14 protein-coding genes are annotated in these 16,650 nt (G+C 60.5%); 4 read left to right on the top strand and 10 right to left on the bottom strand.

Features of this window, described 5'->3' with window-relative positions:
- Positions 1-461: 461 nt before the first annotated feature.
- Genes FHT77_RS04110 through FHT77_RS04095 form a run of 4 tightly spaced genes read right to left on the bottom strand, consistent with a single transcriptional unit; the run spans position 462 to position 6,261 of the window.
- Positions 462-2,084: a VOC family protein gene (locus tag FHT77_RS04110; protein WP_183752734.1), complete on the bottom strand. Its 1,623-nt coding sequence runs from the start codon at positions 2,082-2,084 to the stop codon at positions 462-464.
- Positions 2,081-3,697: a response regulator gene (locus FHT77_RS04105; protein WP_183752732.1), complete on the bottom strand. Its 1,617-nt coding sequence runs from the start codon at positions 3,695-3,697 to the stop codon at positions 2,081-2,083. Before FHT77_RS04105 ends, FHT77_RS04110 begins: the two co-directional genes overlap by 4 nt.
- Positions 3,690-4,127 (bottom strand): response regulator, encoded by a 438-nt coding sequence (locus FHT77_RS04100; RefSeq protein WP_183752730.1) that lies wholly within the window; start codon positions 4,125-4,127, stop codon positions 3,690-3,692. Before FHT77_RS04100 ends, FHT77_RS04105 begins: the two co-directional genes overlap by 8 nt.
- On the bottom strand, positions 4,114-6,261 hold the full coding sequence (locus FHT77_RS04095) for a PAS domain S-box protein (protein WP_183752728.1): 2,148 nt from the start codon (positions 6,259-6,261) through the stop codon (positions 4,114-4,116). Before FHT77_RS04095 ends, FHT77_RS04100 begins: the two co-directional genes overlap by 14 nt.
- Before the next feature lie 169 nt (positions 6,262-6,430).
- Between FHT77_RS04095 and FHT77_RS04090 the strand changes: the two genes are divergently transcribed.
- From FHT77_RS04090 to FHT77_RS04080, 3 genes are all read left to right on the top strand, one after another.
- Positions 6,431-6,805, top strand: a complete 375-nt coding sequence (locus FHT77_RS04090) for a response regulator (RefSeq protein WP_183752726.1) — start codon at positions 6,431-6,433, stop codon at positions 6,803-6,805.
- A gap of 312 nt (positions 6,806-7,117) precedes the next feature.
- On the top strand, positions 7,118-7,822 hold the full coding sequence (locus tag FHT77_RS04085) for a helix-turn-helix transcriptional regulator (RefSeq protein WP_183752724.1): 705 nt from the start codon (positions 7,118-7,120) through the stop codon (positions 7,820-7,822).
- A gap of 14 nt (positions 7,823-7,836) precedes the next feature.
- Positions 7,837-8,271 (top strand): response regulator, encoded by a 435-nt coding sequence (locus FHT77_RS04080; RefSeq protein ID WP_183752722.1) that lies wholly within the window; start codon positions 7,837-7,839, stop codon positions 8,269-8,271.
- A gap of 8 nt (positions 8,272-8,279) precedes the next feature.
- Here the strand turns inward: FHT77_RS04080 and FHT77_RS04075 are convergent, their stop codons facing one another.
- The 4 genes from FHT77_RS04075 to ybaL form a co-directional block, all read right to left on the bottom strand.
- Positions 8,280-8,987: an ATP-binding protein gene (locus FHT77_RS04075; protein WP_183752720.1), complete on the bottom strand. Its 708-nt coding sequence runs from the start codon at positions 8,985-8,987 to the stop codon at positions 8,280-8,282.
- Between the two features lie 85 nt (positions 8,988-9,072).
- Positions 9,073-11,628 (bottom strand): protein translocase subunit SecD, encoded by a 2,556-nt coding sequence (gene secD / locus FHT77_RS04070; RefSeq protein ID WP_183752718.1) that lies wholly within the window; start codon positions 11,626-11,628, stop codon positions 9,073-9,075.
- Between the two features lie 91 nt (positions 11,629-11,719).
- Positions 11,720-12,103: a hypothetical protein gene (locus FHT77_RS04065; RefSeq protein WP_183752716.1), complete on the bottom strand. Its 384-nt coding sequence runs from the start codon at positions 12,101-12,103 to the stop codon at positions 11,720-11,722.
- A gap of 54 nt (positions 12,104-12,157) precedes the next feature.
- A complete protein-coding gene (gene ybaL / locus FHT77_RS04060; protein ID WP_183752714.1) occupies positions 12,158-13,975 on the bottom strand; it encodes a YbaL family putative K(+) efflux transporter in 1,818 nt (605 codons plus the stop codon).
- Between the two features lie 34 nt (positions 13,976-14,009).
- Between ybaL and FHT77_RS04055 the strand changes: the two genes are divergently transcribed.
- Positions 14,010-14,318 carry a DNA-binding transcriptional regulator gene (locus FHT77_RS04055; protein WP_183752712.1) on the top strand — a complete coding sequence of 103 codons (309 nt, stop codon included), beginning with the start codon at positions 14,010-14,012 and terminating at the stop codon, positions 14,316-14,318.
- An 81-nt stretch (positions 14,319-14,399) separates the two neighbouring features.
- Here FHT77_RS04055 and FHT77_RS04050 read toward each other — a convergent pair whose 3' ends face one another.
- Positions 14,400-14,768 carry a hypothetical protein gene (locus tag FHT77_RS04050; RefSeq protein WP_183752710.1) on the bottom strand — a complete coding sequence of 123 codons (369 nt, stop codon included), beginning with the start codon at positions 14,766-14,768 and terminating at the stop codon, positions 14,400-14,402.
- A 207-nt stretch (positions 14,769-14,975) separates the two neighbouring features.
- Complete coding sequence (locus tag FHT77_RS04045; RefSeq protein ID WP_183752708.1) at positions 14,976-16,409, bottom strand: ArnT family glycosyltransferase; 1,434 nt, start codon at positions 16,407-16,409, stop codon at positions 14,976-14,978.
- Positions 16,410-16,650: the final 241 nt, after the last annotated feature.

Here is a 16,650-nt window from a genome sequence, read left to right as displayed (position 1 = left end):
TAAAGAAGATTGGTGCGGCTTCGGTTGTTTCTATAGTATTCGACCGTCAAAATGCAATAAGAAGTATTTTGTCGATAAGTGCTTGCAATAATCGTTGCGGCAGTCGGTAGTCCTCAACAGAAACGATCACAAACACCCTTCTGGGTAGCATTGGCCATAGCCAACGGCATGGCGCGATCACTGTGCAGATTCGAGAATAGATAGCCATCGGATCTGTTGGAGGGCCATTTCGCATGTCTTCATCGTCGTCTCATGCCGCCAACGTAGTGTTGTCCGCTACCGCCGCTGTGCGGACGTTAAATACTACTCTGCCAACAACTGGCAAAACTGCGGGCGCATGGGCATGGGTCGGAGCACGCAGGCAAACGCCTTGCTCGCAAGGGGGCTATTATCCCCAGTTATGCCAAGGCGCTGTAGCCGAATCGCTCGACGCTGATGCCCTTCGCCACAAGGCGCTCTGCTCAGTTGATTTGCTGCGACAGCCATTTCTGGATGATCGAGACGTCTCCCTCGCCGAGGTCGTGTCCGCCGGAGATGACATCCGAATCGACTGTCGCGCCCGATTGCTTGAGGCGCGTTTCGAGTTCGTTCGCATACTTTCCGTAGGCATCCGTCTTTCCGCTGATAACAAGAAGATCCGTGCCTTTCAGATCGGCATGCGGATAGGTCTTCAAAACAGGCATGGAACGCAACAGCACCGCACGGTGCACCAGATTCGGATGCAGATAGAGCAACGAGTTGAGCAGGTTCGCGCCATTGGAATAGCCGACATAGACGATCTTCTTGGGATCCATACCGTATGACGACACGGCGCCCTCGATAAAGGCGGCGAAGGCCTCTGCTTCGCTCTTGATGTCATCCTGGTCGAAGGAGAACGGCGTGATGCGCTTGTACCAGCGCGGGATGCCTTCCTCGGTCGCCCGTCCGCGCACGCCGAGCAGCGTGGCGCGCGGAGCCGCCTCATGCAGGAGCGGCATCAGGGTCGTTTCGTTACCGCCCGAACCGTGCAACAGCACGAGCACGCTGCCGTCAGGATTTGGCGGCGTATAGAAGCGGTGCACGAACGGCAGGTCGCGATAGTTGACGCGCGGCTCGCCCGGCATCGAAAACTGCGGCAGCACGACCTTGAGGTCCTTGAGGTCAGTGATCGGATCCTTGGGGACGAAGAGCTTGGTGCCGAGTGTGGCCTGCGGCTCGTCCACCATCATACCGGGCTTGTCTGTCGCCAGTTCGATTAGCGTGCCGCCCGGCTCGCGGGCGTAAAGCGATTCGAAATATTTGCGATCGTGCAGGTTCGTCGCCGCCGCGCCGCCATCCTTCAGCGCATCGTGTACCTTATGGAGCTGCTTTTCGTCGGCGGCGCGGAAAGCGACGTGGTCGGCAGTCCCTGTGCCCGGCGCGCCGGCCCAGAAGCCCTGAGCGTTTCTGACGTCGACAATATCGCCCGATTCAGAGACAAGCCGTTCGATGTTGCCGCGGCGCTCCTGGAAGCGATAGCCGAAATGCCGCTCCACGAAGTCACGGCTTTCTGCCGGTTTTTCCGTCAGCATGGTAACGCCGCGCACGCGCTGCACGGCATGCTCGATCGGCACGCCGGCGCCATCCCAGGCGGCCGGGGACTTCAGATTACGAGCGCCGGCAAGCTTGACGATGATGTTATCGGGGTCTTTCAGCCGCAGCACGGGTTCGCCAAACTCGTCGGCCGGACCTTCTGAGCGAAACCCGAAACTCATGCAGCGCGTCAGCCAATAACCGATACTGGAGGGATCGATGGCAAGCGCGAGTTCGCCGATCTGGCTATGGCCGACACGACCGGGCGAACCATCCTCCCAGACGAGGAAGGTCACCAACGAGCCGGGGCTGCCCACGGTGTCTCCGTAGAAGAGATGAAGCTGCGTGGCGTCTTCGAAGCCCGCGGTCTGCTTGACCAGCCGCATGCCGAGAAACCCCGCGTAGAAATCCACGTTGGCCTGAACCTTTCGGGTCAGAAGGGTCACGTGATGGATGCCAGATACCATTGAGTTCAGTCCGGATGGCGTGGAGGGCGTCGTAAGCGCCAGAATCAGTGCGAGTATAAACGTCATGCCGTTACAATTGGAGTTTGCCTCGAAGGTTCCGCATAAAGAACTAGGCTATCTCCGCGCGGCTTCAAATCCAAACTGTCCAGTCCGGCCAAGGCCTCCTGAAACTGTTGGAGGGTCGGCGGCTTGGTCATGTAGGCGCTAGCGCCAAGTCTTTTTGCCTGCTGGATGTCGCTTTCGTCGCTAGAAGTGCTCAGGATGCAAACGGGAATGGTCTTCAGCCGCGCGTCCGCCGAAAGCGCCCCGAGAACCTCGAAACCGTCCATGATCGGCATGTTGATGTCGAGCAGCATGAGGTCGATTCCAGGGATGCCATCTGATGTCGCCCGCTCCTGCAGTAGTCGCATGGCATCGCGGCCGTTGCCGGCGACATGGAGGTTGAAGTTCACCTTGGCGCGTTGCATCAGCTTGATCTTCAGCAGTTGAACGTCCGCAGGGCTATCCTCGACGAGTAGAACCTCGGCAAGCCTGGGCGAGCCTTCGGGTGCTGGCGACAACACATTGGCAGCATGTCCATACGGCACATTTGCCGAAGCGGAGGCAGCGGGTCTGGCAAGCGGCAATTCGACGACGAAGGTCGAACCTGTGGCCTGCCTGCTTTCGCACCAGATCGCGCCGCCATGCAGCTGCGCGATGCGCCGGCAGATTGCAAGTCCGAGCCCCGTGCCCTCGATGCCGCGTCCCACCAGTCGTTTGAACGGCTGGAAGATGACCTCGCGATGCTCCGCGTCGATACCTGGACCGTTGTCCTGGACGGCTAGGCGGCATATCTCACCATCGCTTGCCGCGGAGACATGGATTTCTGGCCGATCGACGCAGTAGCGGATTGCATTCGAGACGACGTTCTGCAGCAACTGCACCAATAGCGTTGTATCGCCCATTACTTCGGGCAGGTCGCCATAGGAAAGCGACGCGCCGGAACTGGCGATCTGTTCACGAAGGTTGCTCTCCACGCGTTCGATCACTGCCGCAAGCGCGATGGGCTTCAACTCCAGCTCGCCCGAAGCCTCGAGCTTGGTAAAGCCGGAAACCTTTACGATGAGATCTTCCATGTGACCCGCTGCCCCGACGACGTAGTCCAGCAATTCGCGGTCCTCGTCTGACAACGTCGGGGAAACCTGCAGGATCTTGCTGAACGACCGGATCGTGCGCAGCGGCTCCTTCAGGTCATGCGCCATCGCGCGGGTAAAGATTTCCAGCGACTGCCGCTTCTGCTCCAGCTTGGCTTCGAGGTCGCCATGCATGATGGCGTTCTGGATGCACCAATGAAGAGTTTGAGGGGAGAGCGAATCCTTCGTCAGGTAGTCGCGAGCTCCGGCCTTCATCACCTCGACGGCGATGGTTTCGCTTCCTTGGCCGGTCAGCATGACGACGTTTGCGGTCGGATCCTGTTTCAGGATTTCTTCCAGCACGCCGATGCCGTCGCGGCCGGGCAGAGAGTAGTCCAGCAAGATACAGTCAGGACGTTTCAGAAGGCTAAGTGCGACTCCCTCGTCGCCGCTTTCGGCCTCGCGAACACTGTAGTGGGCCTCGGACACCCGCGAGAGCATGCGTCGATAGAATTCGCGGTCGTCGACGTTGTCATCGACGATGAGTATGGCGCAGTCGTCAGCCACGGTCGTCCCCATCGGCGGGTAGGATGGCGATCTCGAACCAGTATTCCTTCAGCCGCTGTATGGCGGCGAAGAGGCCATCGAGATCCACCGGCTTCTGCACATAGGTATTGGCGCCGAGCGCATAGCACCCTTCGATGTCGCGCTCGTCGTCGGATGTCGTCAGGATCACGACCGGGATCTTGCGCCATTCCGGATTGGATTTGATCGCCTCCAGCGTCTTGCGGCCGTCGAGGCCTGGCATGTTCAGATCCAACAGGATCAGGCCGGGTCGCGGCATCATGGCGGCCAGCGCTTCCAGGGCATCCTGCCCCGACGCTGCCCAACGGATAGGATTCTTCAGCTTGGCACGCTGAAAGGCGCGCAGCGTTGCCTCGAAATCGTCTTCGCTGTCCTCGACGATGAGGATCGGCTGTGATTCACGCTGTGGCATTCTGGTCCTCTCGTTTGTGGCCCAAGGTGAAGTAGAAGGTCGTTCCGCGCCCCACCTCGGACTCCAGCCAGATATCGCCCTCATGCCGGGCAATGATCTTGCGCACGAAGGTCAGCCCGGCTCCGGTACCGTCGTCGGAATCCTTAGGCTTTTCCAGCCGTTTGAAAATACGAAAAATGTCTTCGTGGAACTCAGCCGGAATGCCCTTGCCATTGTCCCTGACGAAGAAGACGTCGCGTGCCGAAGTGCCATCATTGCCCGTGAATTGCTGGAGATGTCCGATTGTTACGATGGGGTCGGGCTTGTCGTTGTACTTGACAGCATTGGTGATCAGGTTGCGGTAGACCTCCGTCAACCGCAGAGCATCGCAGACGATCTCCGGCAGGCGACCTTCGACCTGAACCTTGGCATGGCGCTCCTCCAGATAGAGTTCCATGGTCGAAACGACGTCCCCGACGATCGCGTTGACATCGCTGCGCTTGATTGCCAGCTGCTGCCGCCCGATGCGCGAAAAATAGAGGAGGTCGTTGACCAGCTTCTCCATCCGCTGGCTAAGGAGAACAAGCCGGTTGAGACGCCTGGTGCCATCCTCGTCGAGCTGGCTTTGATAGTCCTCCAGGAGAAAACGGGAGTGATTGTGCAGACCGCGCAGGGGCTCCTTGAGGTCATGCGAGGCGATGTAGGCGAACTCGTCGAGATCCGCATTGCTGCGCTCGAGATCGGCCGTATAGGCCTGCAGTTGGCGAAACATCGTCTTCAGCTGCTCCTCATGCGCGACGCGATCGCTAATGTCGCGAAGGATGCCGACGAAGGCAATGGTCGTGTCCGTTGCCAACCGACTCACTGAGAGATCGAGAGGAAATACCTCGCCGCCCTTGCGTCTGCCGGAAACGGACCGCGTTGTTCCGAGGATATGCTTTTCGCCGGTCCGGGCGTACCGAGCAAGATAGCTCTCATGCTCGGAATGATAGGGCTCCGGCATCAGCAGTCGAACGTTCTGGCCGATAGCTTCTTTGGCGGCATAGCCAAAAATTTTCTCCGCTGCCGGATTGAACAGCGAGATTAAGCCTTCCGCGTTTATGGCGATCACGGCGTTCGGCGTGTTTCTGATGACGCTGTCGAAGCGAATGCGTTCCGCATTCAGGCTGCTGTCCTTGCGGAGAAAATAGAAGACGAGCAGGGCAACCAGCCACAGCGTCGCTATGGTGATGGCTCGGTTGGTGGCCTCGTACCAGTAGCCTGCGCCCGCCCGATCCACCGCAAAGAACCCGAGCGACACGAGCACGGAGCAAGCAAACGCGAAGGAAAAGGGTGCATTCTTGTTGCCGAACCACAAGGAGGCGAGCACGAGAGGCACATAGAGAATGCCGTTGGCCACGCCGAGCGGCGTATAGAGATCGACGAATAAGCCGGTAAGGCAAACGACTGCCGGCAACCAGATCGGCATGCGGCCGCGACTTTCCGGATTCGGCCACCAGGAGCGTGCCAGCATCGCTGAGCCGAGCAGCACCAGCCCAGCCGCGGTATGGACGGCCATGCCGATATTGGCACCCCACTGGTATCCTTGCTCAGACCGCGTCGCATAGCCGGCAAGCGCTGCCATGCCGAGACCTATGACGACATAGCCGACAAGCTCCTGCACAAGCTGTGTTCGGTCCGCTCGCCCGGAGAGCGCAAAAGCGAGCGAGAGGCTGGCGACGAAGAAGATGACCGCCGTATTCGGGGCCATGCCGCGATTGACCCTCGCGGTAAAGTCGGGGTCAACGATCAGGCTTGCGAGAAAGCGCTCGACGATCTGCGCCTGATTTCCGACAAACAGGATTTCGATCAGACGCTGTCCGCTCATCGCTGCCGCAAGGCTGAAGAGCAGGAATGCCAGCATGTGACCGCGCTGACCGGGTTGAACGGAGGAGATGAGACCGAGCCCGGAGAGCGCAAAGCATAGGGCCGTGTTCAGGGCCATTGACGAGAAGCCGGGCAGCACTGAGAGAATACTCTGGATCTGCGCGATCCAGGCGACGATCACGACCGCGCCGAGCGCAACGAGGAGGGCGCCGATCGCTATAACAACGAACCGGTACTGCCGTTGGCGGCGTAGTATATCGGCGCTGGCGGCCTCGATCGGCTTTGGCACGCGGTCTCTCCCATTTGCGCGCTCATCTAGTTCTGGAAACTGGGAACTTTCAATATGGTTCGTTGCGGTTACGAGAGCTTTCCCGCGCGCTGCAGGGATGGCGTATTTCGGTTTTCCCGCCACCCGATCCTAAGGCATAGTGGCAGCCTCATGGTTCGAACGGATCGATATGCCGACGGTATTCTACGTAGATGACAACGCCGACGACCTCTTCTACGCCGATTATGTGCGCAAGAAGCAGCAGGTTGGCGTCACGCTCCTATGCTTCTCCAAGGCTGAGGATGCCGTGCAGGCGCTGGAAGAAACATATGCGAAGCATGAAGAATTGCCGGACGCCCTGATCGTCGATCTCTATATGCCGCTCGACAGCGGCCTCGACCTGATCATGCGACTGCGCGCCGACGCACGGTTTTCGCAGGTTAGGCTCGGTGTTTGCACAGGCTCGGATGCGGATGAGGATCGCCGGCGCGCGCTGGCCGCGGGTGCCGACTTCTATGTCGAGAAACCGATCGATCTCCCGGCCATGGTGGCGCGAATAGGCTAATGTCGGAAGAAAAAGCTGAGAGAGCCGGGCAACCTTAAGTTTGCCGCCACAAACACAGCCAACCCCTTGACTGAAAGGCTGCCGGCTCTCTCCAATGCCGCTACGGCACCGCTTTCCGCACTCAAGGGGTGTTGGATGCGGAAAGACAAAAGACTGGGAGGAGACGGCGCGGGCCCCTAATCCGAAGATCGAGGTCTTGTTTCACGCTCTTCCTGCAATAGTCTTGCTGGTGGTAATAACTGTGCCGGTCTAGGACGTGTATCCTTAGATCTAGGGATAAGGCCGCCAAACCCGAGAGGCCCAGGACGTGCAATGAGCAGTGCCGCCGCCATTCCTTTCCATCTCGGACCGGAGCTCGGTCGGGCGATAAACCGCACCGATTTCTTTCGGTTGCTGAAGTCCGCAGCACAGCACTACCGCTTCGACTGCTTCGCCCTGGCGCGTGTCTCCGAAGCTTCGCCACCGTTCAGCAACCGCGAGATCATCATTACAAACGTTGCCGAACGGCGTGTCGCCCTGTTTCTCTACGGCATGCGCCAGGCTCTAGGCCTGCTGAAGACGAAAGCCGCGCAGTTTCTGGCGATGCCGCTCACCGGCAGCGGCAGTTTGCGGGAAGATTACCCGCGCGATCTCGTCCTCAACGAATTTGACAGCAACTCCTTCCTCCTCGTCCCGCTGTTCACGCCGGAGGGCAAGCGCTATTGCGTCGCCTTCAGCGGCAAGCGGGCGGAGCCGGATCAGGGCGAAGTCGCCGAGGTGCTGCTCGACACGATCCGAATCTTCGATAAGTTTTATGAGGAGATCCTGGCGCATGAAATGTCGGCACGTCTTACTCAGCGCGAGACCGAAGTCGTGAAGTGGACCAGTGAGGGCAAGACTTCCGCCGATATCGCGATCATCCTTGGCCTGTCGGAACACACGGTCAATTCCCACATCGCGGCCGCCGTGAGAAAGCTTGAGGCTGTCAACCGCGTCCACATGGTCGCAATCGCGCTCAGGATGGGGCTGGTGTCGTGATCGGAGAAACGGGAATGACAGCCGGTGAGGGCCGCAGGGCGGTAAAGGTGCTGTTCGTTGACGACGAGTTCATCGAGTTTCGATCGCTGAAAAAGAAGCTCTCTACGCTGACCGATCCGCCGGTCGTGATCGACTATGCGCAAACGATCGGCGACGCTTTGGGCAAGCTCGGCGGCGACAGGTTCGACCTGATCCTCCTCGACAATCGGCTGCTGCCGAATGCCGATTTTCGCGAAACGGTGCCTAAGCTGCGGGGCAGCGGCTATACCGGCCCGATCGGCGTCATTTCCATGGATATCTCGGACGGCTACTTCCAGCAGTTCCCAGACTACGGCGTCGACTTCCGGATCGGCAAGGACGAGATAGACGCGGACACCCTGCAATACATCATCCGCGAATATGTGACCTACAACATGCCCGACGTCTGGAAGGACGACTACACCACGTAGCTCGTTTTTTATGCTCGCGAGGCGGGGAGGCGAATGGCAAAGCGACTGCCGCCCGCGTCCGACCGCTCCAGACGAATGCTGCCGCCGAGCGCCCGCAAGATTTCGCGCGAGGCCGTCAATCCAAGCCCAGGACCGACCGGCAGGCCCCCCTGCGGCAGCTTCCAGAAAGCATCGAAGATCTTGTCTTGATGAGCCGGGTCAATACCGGGACCGTTGTCGGAAATGCGGATCGTCACTTCGGCGGCTTCCCGCTCGGCTTCGATTGTCACGACCGGAACCAAGCTGCCGCGATGGGTCAGTGCATTGGCAATCACGTTTGTCAGCGCGATCCTGACGATCGCACCATCCGAAACGATCGTCGGGAGGCGATCGTGCTGCAAGGTCGCACCGGACGCGATCACGTCGCTCTCCATAGCGGCCCAGATCTCGCTGACAAGACCGTTTAGATCGATCTCATCCGCGGCCACCTGAGGCATGCTGGTGGCAAAGCCCATCAGCGCCTTTGTCAGTCGCTGCGCCGTCTCTGCTTTATGGAGAATGGTTTGCAGGCTTTTCAACTGCTCGCTGTCGAGCTTGTCACCCAGGTCGTCGATCAGGATTTCCGCATACATCGCGATGTGCCGTAGCGGCGACTGCAGATCGTGCGAGGCGATCGCCAGGAAGCGGCGAATGCGCTCCTCGTTCTCAGTCGATGCAAGCGATTGTTCAGACGACATGTCGCGGAATCTCCTTGCGTCAACATAGAAAGAGGGCGCCGGCTCTGCAACCGGCGCCCTCTTTTCAAGTCACGTCAGCATGTTCTCAGCCGGCGGTCTTGCGCGACTGGCCCTCTTCCGGAGGGATGATCTCCGGCGCGGTTTCTGCGGCCGCGACAGCCTTGCCGTGGCGACGACGCCAGTCGCCGAGGAAGAGCAGGATGGGTGCCGCGATGAAGACCGACGACGCGCCGGCAACGAGGATGCCGAAGACCATCGGGATCGCGAAGCTCGAGACCGCGCTGCCACCCCAGATCGCCATCGGCAGCAGGGCGAGGAAGGCGGTCGCGTTGGTGTAGAGGCTACGTGCCAGCGTCTCGTTGATCGACCGGTCGATGATTTCGCGCAGCGGCATCGACTTGTAGAGGCGCATGTTTTCACGCATGCGGTCATAGACCACGACCTTGTCGTTCACCGAGTAGCCCACCAGCGTGAGGATGGCGGCGATGGCGGTAAGGTTGAAGTCGAGGCCGGTCAACGCGAAGAAGCCGATCGCCTTTGTCACGTCGAGGATGAGCGTGACGATGGCGCCGACTGCAAACGGCCATTCGAAACGGTACCAGATGTAGAACAGCATCGCCAAGCTTGCGATGACGACCGACAGGATACCAGCCCAGGCGAGCTCGCCGCTGACCTTCGGACCGATGACGTCGGTGCCGGTGACGGTTGCCGACGGGTCGATCTTGATGATCTCCGCCTTCAGCTTTTCGACGGCTGCCGTCTGGGCCTCTTCACCGCCGTCCTGGCGTTGCGCGCGCACCGCCATGGTGTTGTTGTCGCCATAGGACTGCAGCGACACCTCGCCGAGGCCAAGGCTGTTCAAGCCTTCGCGGAAGCGGCCAAGATCGCTGGCTTCCGCGGTCTTCACCGACATCTGGATACCACCGCGGAAGTCGACGCCGTAGTTGAGGCCCGGATGGATGAAGAGGACGACCGAGGCGATCGACAGAAGCGCCGAGACCGTCACGCCGAAGAAGCGAGCCTTCATGAACTGGATGTGGCGGCCGTAAGGGTTGAACATCATCGGGATCAGCGGCTTGATGTTCAAAACCTTCAGCTTACGGCGACGCGTGATCTCGATCATCGTGACGCGAACGAAGGCAACCGACGTGAACATCGAGATGATCAGGCCGAGCGCCATGGTGACCGCGAAGCCACGAACCGGACCGGTGCCGAACCAGAACAGGATCGCCGCTGCGATTAGCGCCGTCATGTTGCCGTCGATAATCGTCGAGTAGGCGCGGCGGAAGCCGGTGTCGATGGCGGCGAAGGCGCTCTTGCCCTTGCGCGTTTCTTCGCGAATGCGCTCGTTGATGAGAACGTTCGCGTCCACCGCAAGACCGATACCGAGAACGACACCCGCGATACCTGGGAGCGTCAGCGTCGCACCGACAAGCGTCAGAGCCGAGAAGGTCAGGATCGTGTGGATGAGCAGCGCGAAGTTCGCGAGGAAGCCCCACTTGCCGTATAGGATGAAGATGAAGGCCGCGACAAGCACGAAACCGACGAGGCCGGAATAGATACCCATGCGGATCGCGTCCGCGCCGAGGTCGGCGCCAACGGTGCGTTCTTCGATGACGGTCAGCTTGGCGGGCAGGGCGCCGGCGCGCAGCATGGCGGCAAGCGTCGTTGCGCTGTCAGCCGAGAAGCTGCCGGAGATCTGGCCGGAACCACCGGTGATCGGCTCACGAATGACCGGCGCGCTCAGCACCTTGTCGTCGAGAACGATGGCAAACGGGTTGCCGACGTTCTGGCGGGTGATGTCGGCGAAGCGGGTTGCGCCGGCGCTGTCGAAGCGGAAGCTAACGACAGGCTCATGCGTGTTCGGATCGAAGGAGACGCGGGCATCCGAGAGGCGGTCGCCCGAGATTTCGACGCGATCGAGAACCGGATAGCTGTTGCCCTGCTCGTCCTTGAGCATCGTCACGCCCGGTCCCGGCTGGTTGTTCGGAGCGAGCATGTGGAAGGACATCTTCGCAGTCGAGCCGAGAAGCTGGCGAAGGCGCGACGGATCCTGCGCGCCAGGGAGCTGCACGAGCACGCGGTTTCCGCCGATGCGCTGGATCGTCGGTTCGGCAACACCGACCTGGTCGACGCGCTGGCGAATGACTTCAAGGCTCTGCTGGACCGCGGAATCGACGTTGGCCGCGATGCCTGCCGGCGAGAAGGCGACAAGAATATTGCCGCCGCTGGTCGTCACCGCGAGATCCGACTGGCCGGCGCTGAGGCCAGTGGCGATGGCGTTGCCGAGCGTCTTCAGCTGAGTGACGGCTTCGTCGGTCTGTGCGGTATCCGTCAGGGTGACGACGATCTGGTTCTGATTGCGAACGATCGACTTCGTCTGGATGTTCTTTTCACGAAGCACGCGACGCGCGTCCTGCAGAAGCGATTGCAGGCGCTCGCGGGTCAGGTCCGCCTCGTCGACTTCGAGAACGAGATGCGAGCCGCCGCGAAGGTCGAGACCGAGGGAAACCCGGTCGTGCGGCAACCACGAGGGCAGGCGGTCGAGGGTGGACTGCGGCAGTGCGTTCGGCAAAGCGATCAGAATGCCGAGGAGAATGATCACCGTATAGGTGAACACCAGCCATGGTGAATTACGCATGTTGTTGTTTATCCTTGATAACGCTTGAGCCTGCGCTCCTCGCGCAGGCGGCGTGTCTTAAAAGCCATGGAAAGCGCCGGAGGGCGCGCATTCATGCCGCGGCCGCAGGCGGGCCGTGCGAATCGTAAGCCTTCGCATCGGCGGCACGAGGCTGCGGGTGGAAGGCGACGGGATATGTAGGCTCCACGAACGAAAGGAGCGCAATTCCGGGGATTGCTCCGACTGCGGCGTTGGCGGAATCGTAAGGAATATATTTCGGTGCCGCTTTGCGCTCGGCGGTCAGAATACCGCGGACGGCGTCTCGCACGCTGAGCTGCAGCGGCTGGCCATCCTTGCTGGACGAGGAGACAGAGTTCGGGCCGCGCGTCGGGCCGATGACAAGGTTGCCGCCGAACAGCAGGCCGAGATAAGCGAAGACGGCAATGACCAGAGAAATCGCAACGCGACCGCTCATGCGGCGTGCGTCGAGCCTCATCTCGTGGTCACCCAAATTTTCGGCCTCGTACCGGTTCAACGGCGCAAAAGTCTCTCATTCTTTGTCGGGAGAAGGCGCTTCCTTGGCTGCAATTGTAGCAGTCTCGGCCTCGTCTTCATAGCGCACACTGTCATGATGCACTTGAGCGAGCCGGTCAACCATGCCCATGGCAATTTCCCGTTCGCCCATGATGACGGTGTCTGCACCGTATTCCTTCAGTTCCTCGACCTCGGCGTCCGAATGCGCACGCGCGACAATCAGGATGGACGGGTTGATGTCGCGGCCCTGTTCGGCGATGCGGCAGGCCTCGAAGGCATTGGGGATGGCGATGACGAGGCTGCGGGCGCCACCGATGTTGGCAAGGTCGAGCACCTCGCGCGTCACCGCATTGCCGCTGATTGTTTCCGTCCCCTGGTCCCGCAGTTCGCCGATGCGCTTGTCCGAGTCCTCGATCACGAGGAAAGGCGTACCTGAAGATCTGAGGTTTTGCCCGACGATGCTGCCGACGCGGCCGTAACCAACAAGGATCGCGTGCCCCCGAAGCGCCGTCGGGTGCACTTCGTCTTCCTCTGCGACGGGCTCGTCAAGTGGTTCTGGTGCCGTCTCAGCAGTCAGCTCGGCGACAGGCTCTTCCCGCTTGCCACGCTCCAGCATCGGGCGCAGCCGGTCGCAGACATAGAAGAGCAGCGGATTGAGGATGATCGAGATGATCGCTCCCGCCAGGATGAGGTCGCGCCCTTCCTCCGGCAGCAGGCCGAGGGCGACGCCAAGCGTTGCCAGGATGAAGGAGAATTCGCCGATCTGCCCGAGGCTTGCCGAAATCGTCAGCGCCGTGCCGACGGGCTTGCGGAACAGCAGTACGATCAGGAAGGCGGCGATGGATTTGCCGATGACGATAATGAAGATGGTTGCAAGCAGCGGCAGCGGCTTGTCGACCAGGATGTTCGGATCGAACAGCATGCCGACGGAGACGAAGAAGAGAACCGCGAAGGCATCGCGAAGCGGCAGGCTTTCCTGGGCGGCCCGGTGGCTGAGTTCGCTTTCGGCCAGAACCATGCCGGCAAAGAAAGCGCCAAGAGCCAGCGAAACGCCAAACATCTTCGAGGCGCCGAAGGCAACGCCGAGCGCAATGGCAAGCACGCCGAGGCGGAAGAGTTCGCGCGATCCGGTGTGCGCGATGCGGTGCATCGTCCAGGGAATGATGCGCCGCCCGAAGACCAACATCAGCCCAACGAACAGCGCGACCTTGATCAGCGTCATGACGATGATGCCGCCGATGCCGAGATCGAGGCCGAAAATTCGGCTGACAGCGGCTGAGAGCGGCTCGACGGTCGCATGCTCCCCACCGCCGATGCTGGCCGCGGCCGGGATGAGAACCAGCGCCAGCACCATGGCGAGGTCCTCGACGATCAGCCAACCCACCGCGATCTTGCCGCGATCGGTTTCGATCAGCCGTCGCTCCTGCAGCGCCTTCAACAAGACGACCGTCGAAGCGACGGAAAGAGCGAGTCCGAAGACGAGGCTCCCGCCCGTCGGCCATCCCATCAACGCCCCCAGTCCCCAGCCGAGTAACGTCGCAAATCCGATCTGCACGATGGCGCCCGGAACGGCGATCCCGCGAACGGAGAGGAGATCCTTGAGAGAAAAGTGCAGCCCGACGCCGAACATCAGCAGGATGACGCCGATTTCGGCGAGTTCAGGAGCAAGGTTTTGATCGGCAACGTAGCCGGGGGTATGCGGACCGACAAGCACGCCGGCAATGAGGTATCCGACCAAGGGGGGCATGCGGAGCCTGTTGGCAAGCGCGCCGAGGATGAACGCAAGCACGAGACCTCCGACGATCGTCGAAATCAAAGGTGTGTCGTGCGGCATCACGTTCTCCTGTACTGGAAATCCCGGTTCAATTATGACATATATGGCTTATATCAACCAATATGGGTGGTTTGACATTATGGGTCAAGGCGCGAAGGAAACAATTCTGACCCCAGCACTCTGCCGGGCCGCTCGTGGATTGCTCGACTGGACGCAACTCGATCTGGCAGAGCATGCGGCCGTGTCGCGCAGCACCATCCGCGACTATGAAGGAAAGCACCACGAAATCCACCGCGCAACCGAGGCGCAGTTGCGGCTCGCTTTCGAAAACGGCGGCGTCGCGTTCGTGGATGTCGAAGGCATGGGGATCTGCCTGGGCCTGTCAGCGCCAGACGATCGCTAGATGTTAGCCTCAAGAGGTTGTCCATGCCGCTTCCCGGCAGGGACCTTCGGTGCGGTATAAGGGGCACGCCGCGCCGGACCGTTAGCCGGAAGCGAGTGTAATGTCGCGAATGGCCTCCCAGTGGTCCAATGGCGCGGAGCCGAGTTCAAAGCAGACCGATACGTGACCGTCAGGCAGGTCGATGACAAGCTGGTGGAAATTGCCGTATCCGATCACGACGAAGCGCATGCCGCCACAATCGAGGTCGCCGCGCTGGCGCGCCAGCTTGAGCAGCGTGGGATTGACGAACAGTTCCTCGTATTTGTCCGATTCCGATGCAGAGGCGCCAGCCACCTGCGACTTCTGTCGCGAAACCAGTTCGCCTCTTCGGTAGAGGGCGACATAGCGGATCTCATCGGACACCTCGAAAATGCGATCGATCAGCGGTGCGTCGGGCGAACTGGCTGGCATGTCTCGCTCCCTCTTTGCTGGAACGTCGGTCGGCTGCGAAGCCTAGCGCTCAAGAGAATCGTGTCAAATGTCAGCCCCGACGGGTGACTACATCAGCCTCCGGTCGCTGGCCGTTGCGCTTAGCGACCTCTCGGCAAGCCCTTCACGCAAATGACAGCGACAGCTGCTCCAGCCGAGGCCTCGGCGTCCGAAACCGATATACTCCACTCAACGCGGTTGGTTAGGTACCGCAAGGCAATTCGGTGAAATCCGGTAGGCGAAGATCGTCTTTCCGCGATAGTAGCCTTCCGCCGGCTGCCAGCTCCGGACGAGTTCAGGCGCTTGCGCACAGTCCACCGGATGGATCGTTATGTAGAGCACGTTGTCCGCGATTTGACTCGGCAGCGCGAAGGTCTGCTCGTAATAGTTATCAGGCGCGTCGACCGGTGGCTTTGCATAGATGTGGACAGGATCGTTCCGCAGCGTATGGAACATGTCCGCCAGAAGGTCGCGGCTGTCGCTGACGATCACCGGTGTCGCCGACTGCCGCGCCAGCTCGCCGGCCTCGCGGCTGATCGCACTGCGGCCCAGGTAGCGCTTCATGATTTCGCTGCCATTCGGCAGCACCAGCTGATGTGCAAAGACCGCGGCGAGGGGAAACAGGAGGCTGGCCGTACCGTTGACCGCAAGTGATAGGCGCAAGCCCTTCGGCCAGAGGCGGTCAAGCAGCCACACGGCAAGGATCGTTCCAGCAACATAGGCGGTCACACCCCAGTTGGCGTAGGCCTTGGCGACCAGTGCCTGAAGCGTGATTAGCAGCACGACCGGGATCGACAGCCAGATCAGCAACCGTTCCCGCGGCTCGCTCTCCCCCTTGAGCGCGCGTGCAACAGCCCACAGCATGGCGAAGAAGATGATCGGCCCGACAACGCCGAATTGCGCGGCGAAGAATTCGAGGCCACCGCCGATGTTAATGCCGAGCTTGCTCCAGTGTGCGATGTTTGTCGTGTGCCGGACGGTCGTGGCGTCATGCGCAAGGTTCCACCAGAGATTCGGGGCGGCGACGGCGAGGGCAACAATCACGGACAGAAAGAAGTCGCGCCAGGCGATCCGCGCGTTTGGAACAAGGATGAGCGCGATCAGCCCGCCAGGGACGACGAAGAGGATGGCGTATTTCGACAAAAAGGCGCAGCCGAACGCAAATCCCATCAGGAGAGCGAGACCGACAGAGCGCTTCTCGGTCAGGCCGAAATAGGCCCACAGCGCGACCGTCAGGAAGAAGAGAAGGACCACATCGGTGGAAAAGAACACCGATGAAAGGGCAACGCCCGGCAGCGTGATGAAGGTGGCGCCGGTCCAGCCTTCAATCTTTGGTCCGACAAAGCGCTTCGCCGTCTTCATCAGCACAATTGCCGTCGCCATATGGATCAGCGGTCCGCTGACCCTGATCCAATAGATCGATGTCGAGCCCGCAAGTTCCGTCACGGCTCGGATGACCCAGGCGATCATCGGCGGTTTCGAGTAATAGCCGAAATCCAGGTTCTGCGACCAGAACCAGTATTGCGCCTCGTCGACGAAGAGGTCGGTGGTGTCAAAATGAAGGCTGAGAACTCGCCAGAGTGTCACGCCAAGGATGATGAAGAGGCCAAGTCTGGCAGACATGAACGGAAATTCCGCTGAACGCAAACAGTAGTCGAGCCGAGGTTTGGCGCGCCGGCGTGCCGGGCGCGTGGCTGGTTTCTACTGGCGTATTATGGAAATTCAAAGAACACGGAGGGCGATTTGGCCGCGGGTCGCTTCGATGCGGTCCAGCAGCGTGACGGCTGCGAGAACAGCAATTGCGAGGAAGCACGACCCCAATCCGAGAACAATCATTGCCCAATCCTTCTGACGTCATGTCACG

Source organism: Rhizobium sp. BK181, assembly GCF_014193305.1.
GTDB lineage: Bacteria > Pseudomonadota > Alphaproteobacteria > Rhizobiales > Rhizobiaceae > Rhizobium.
Note: the sequence above shows the minus strand (reverse complement) of the source record. Positions and strands in the feature narration are given on the sequence as shown.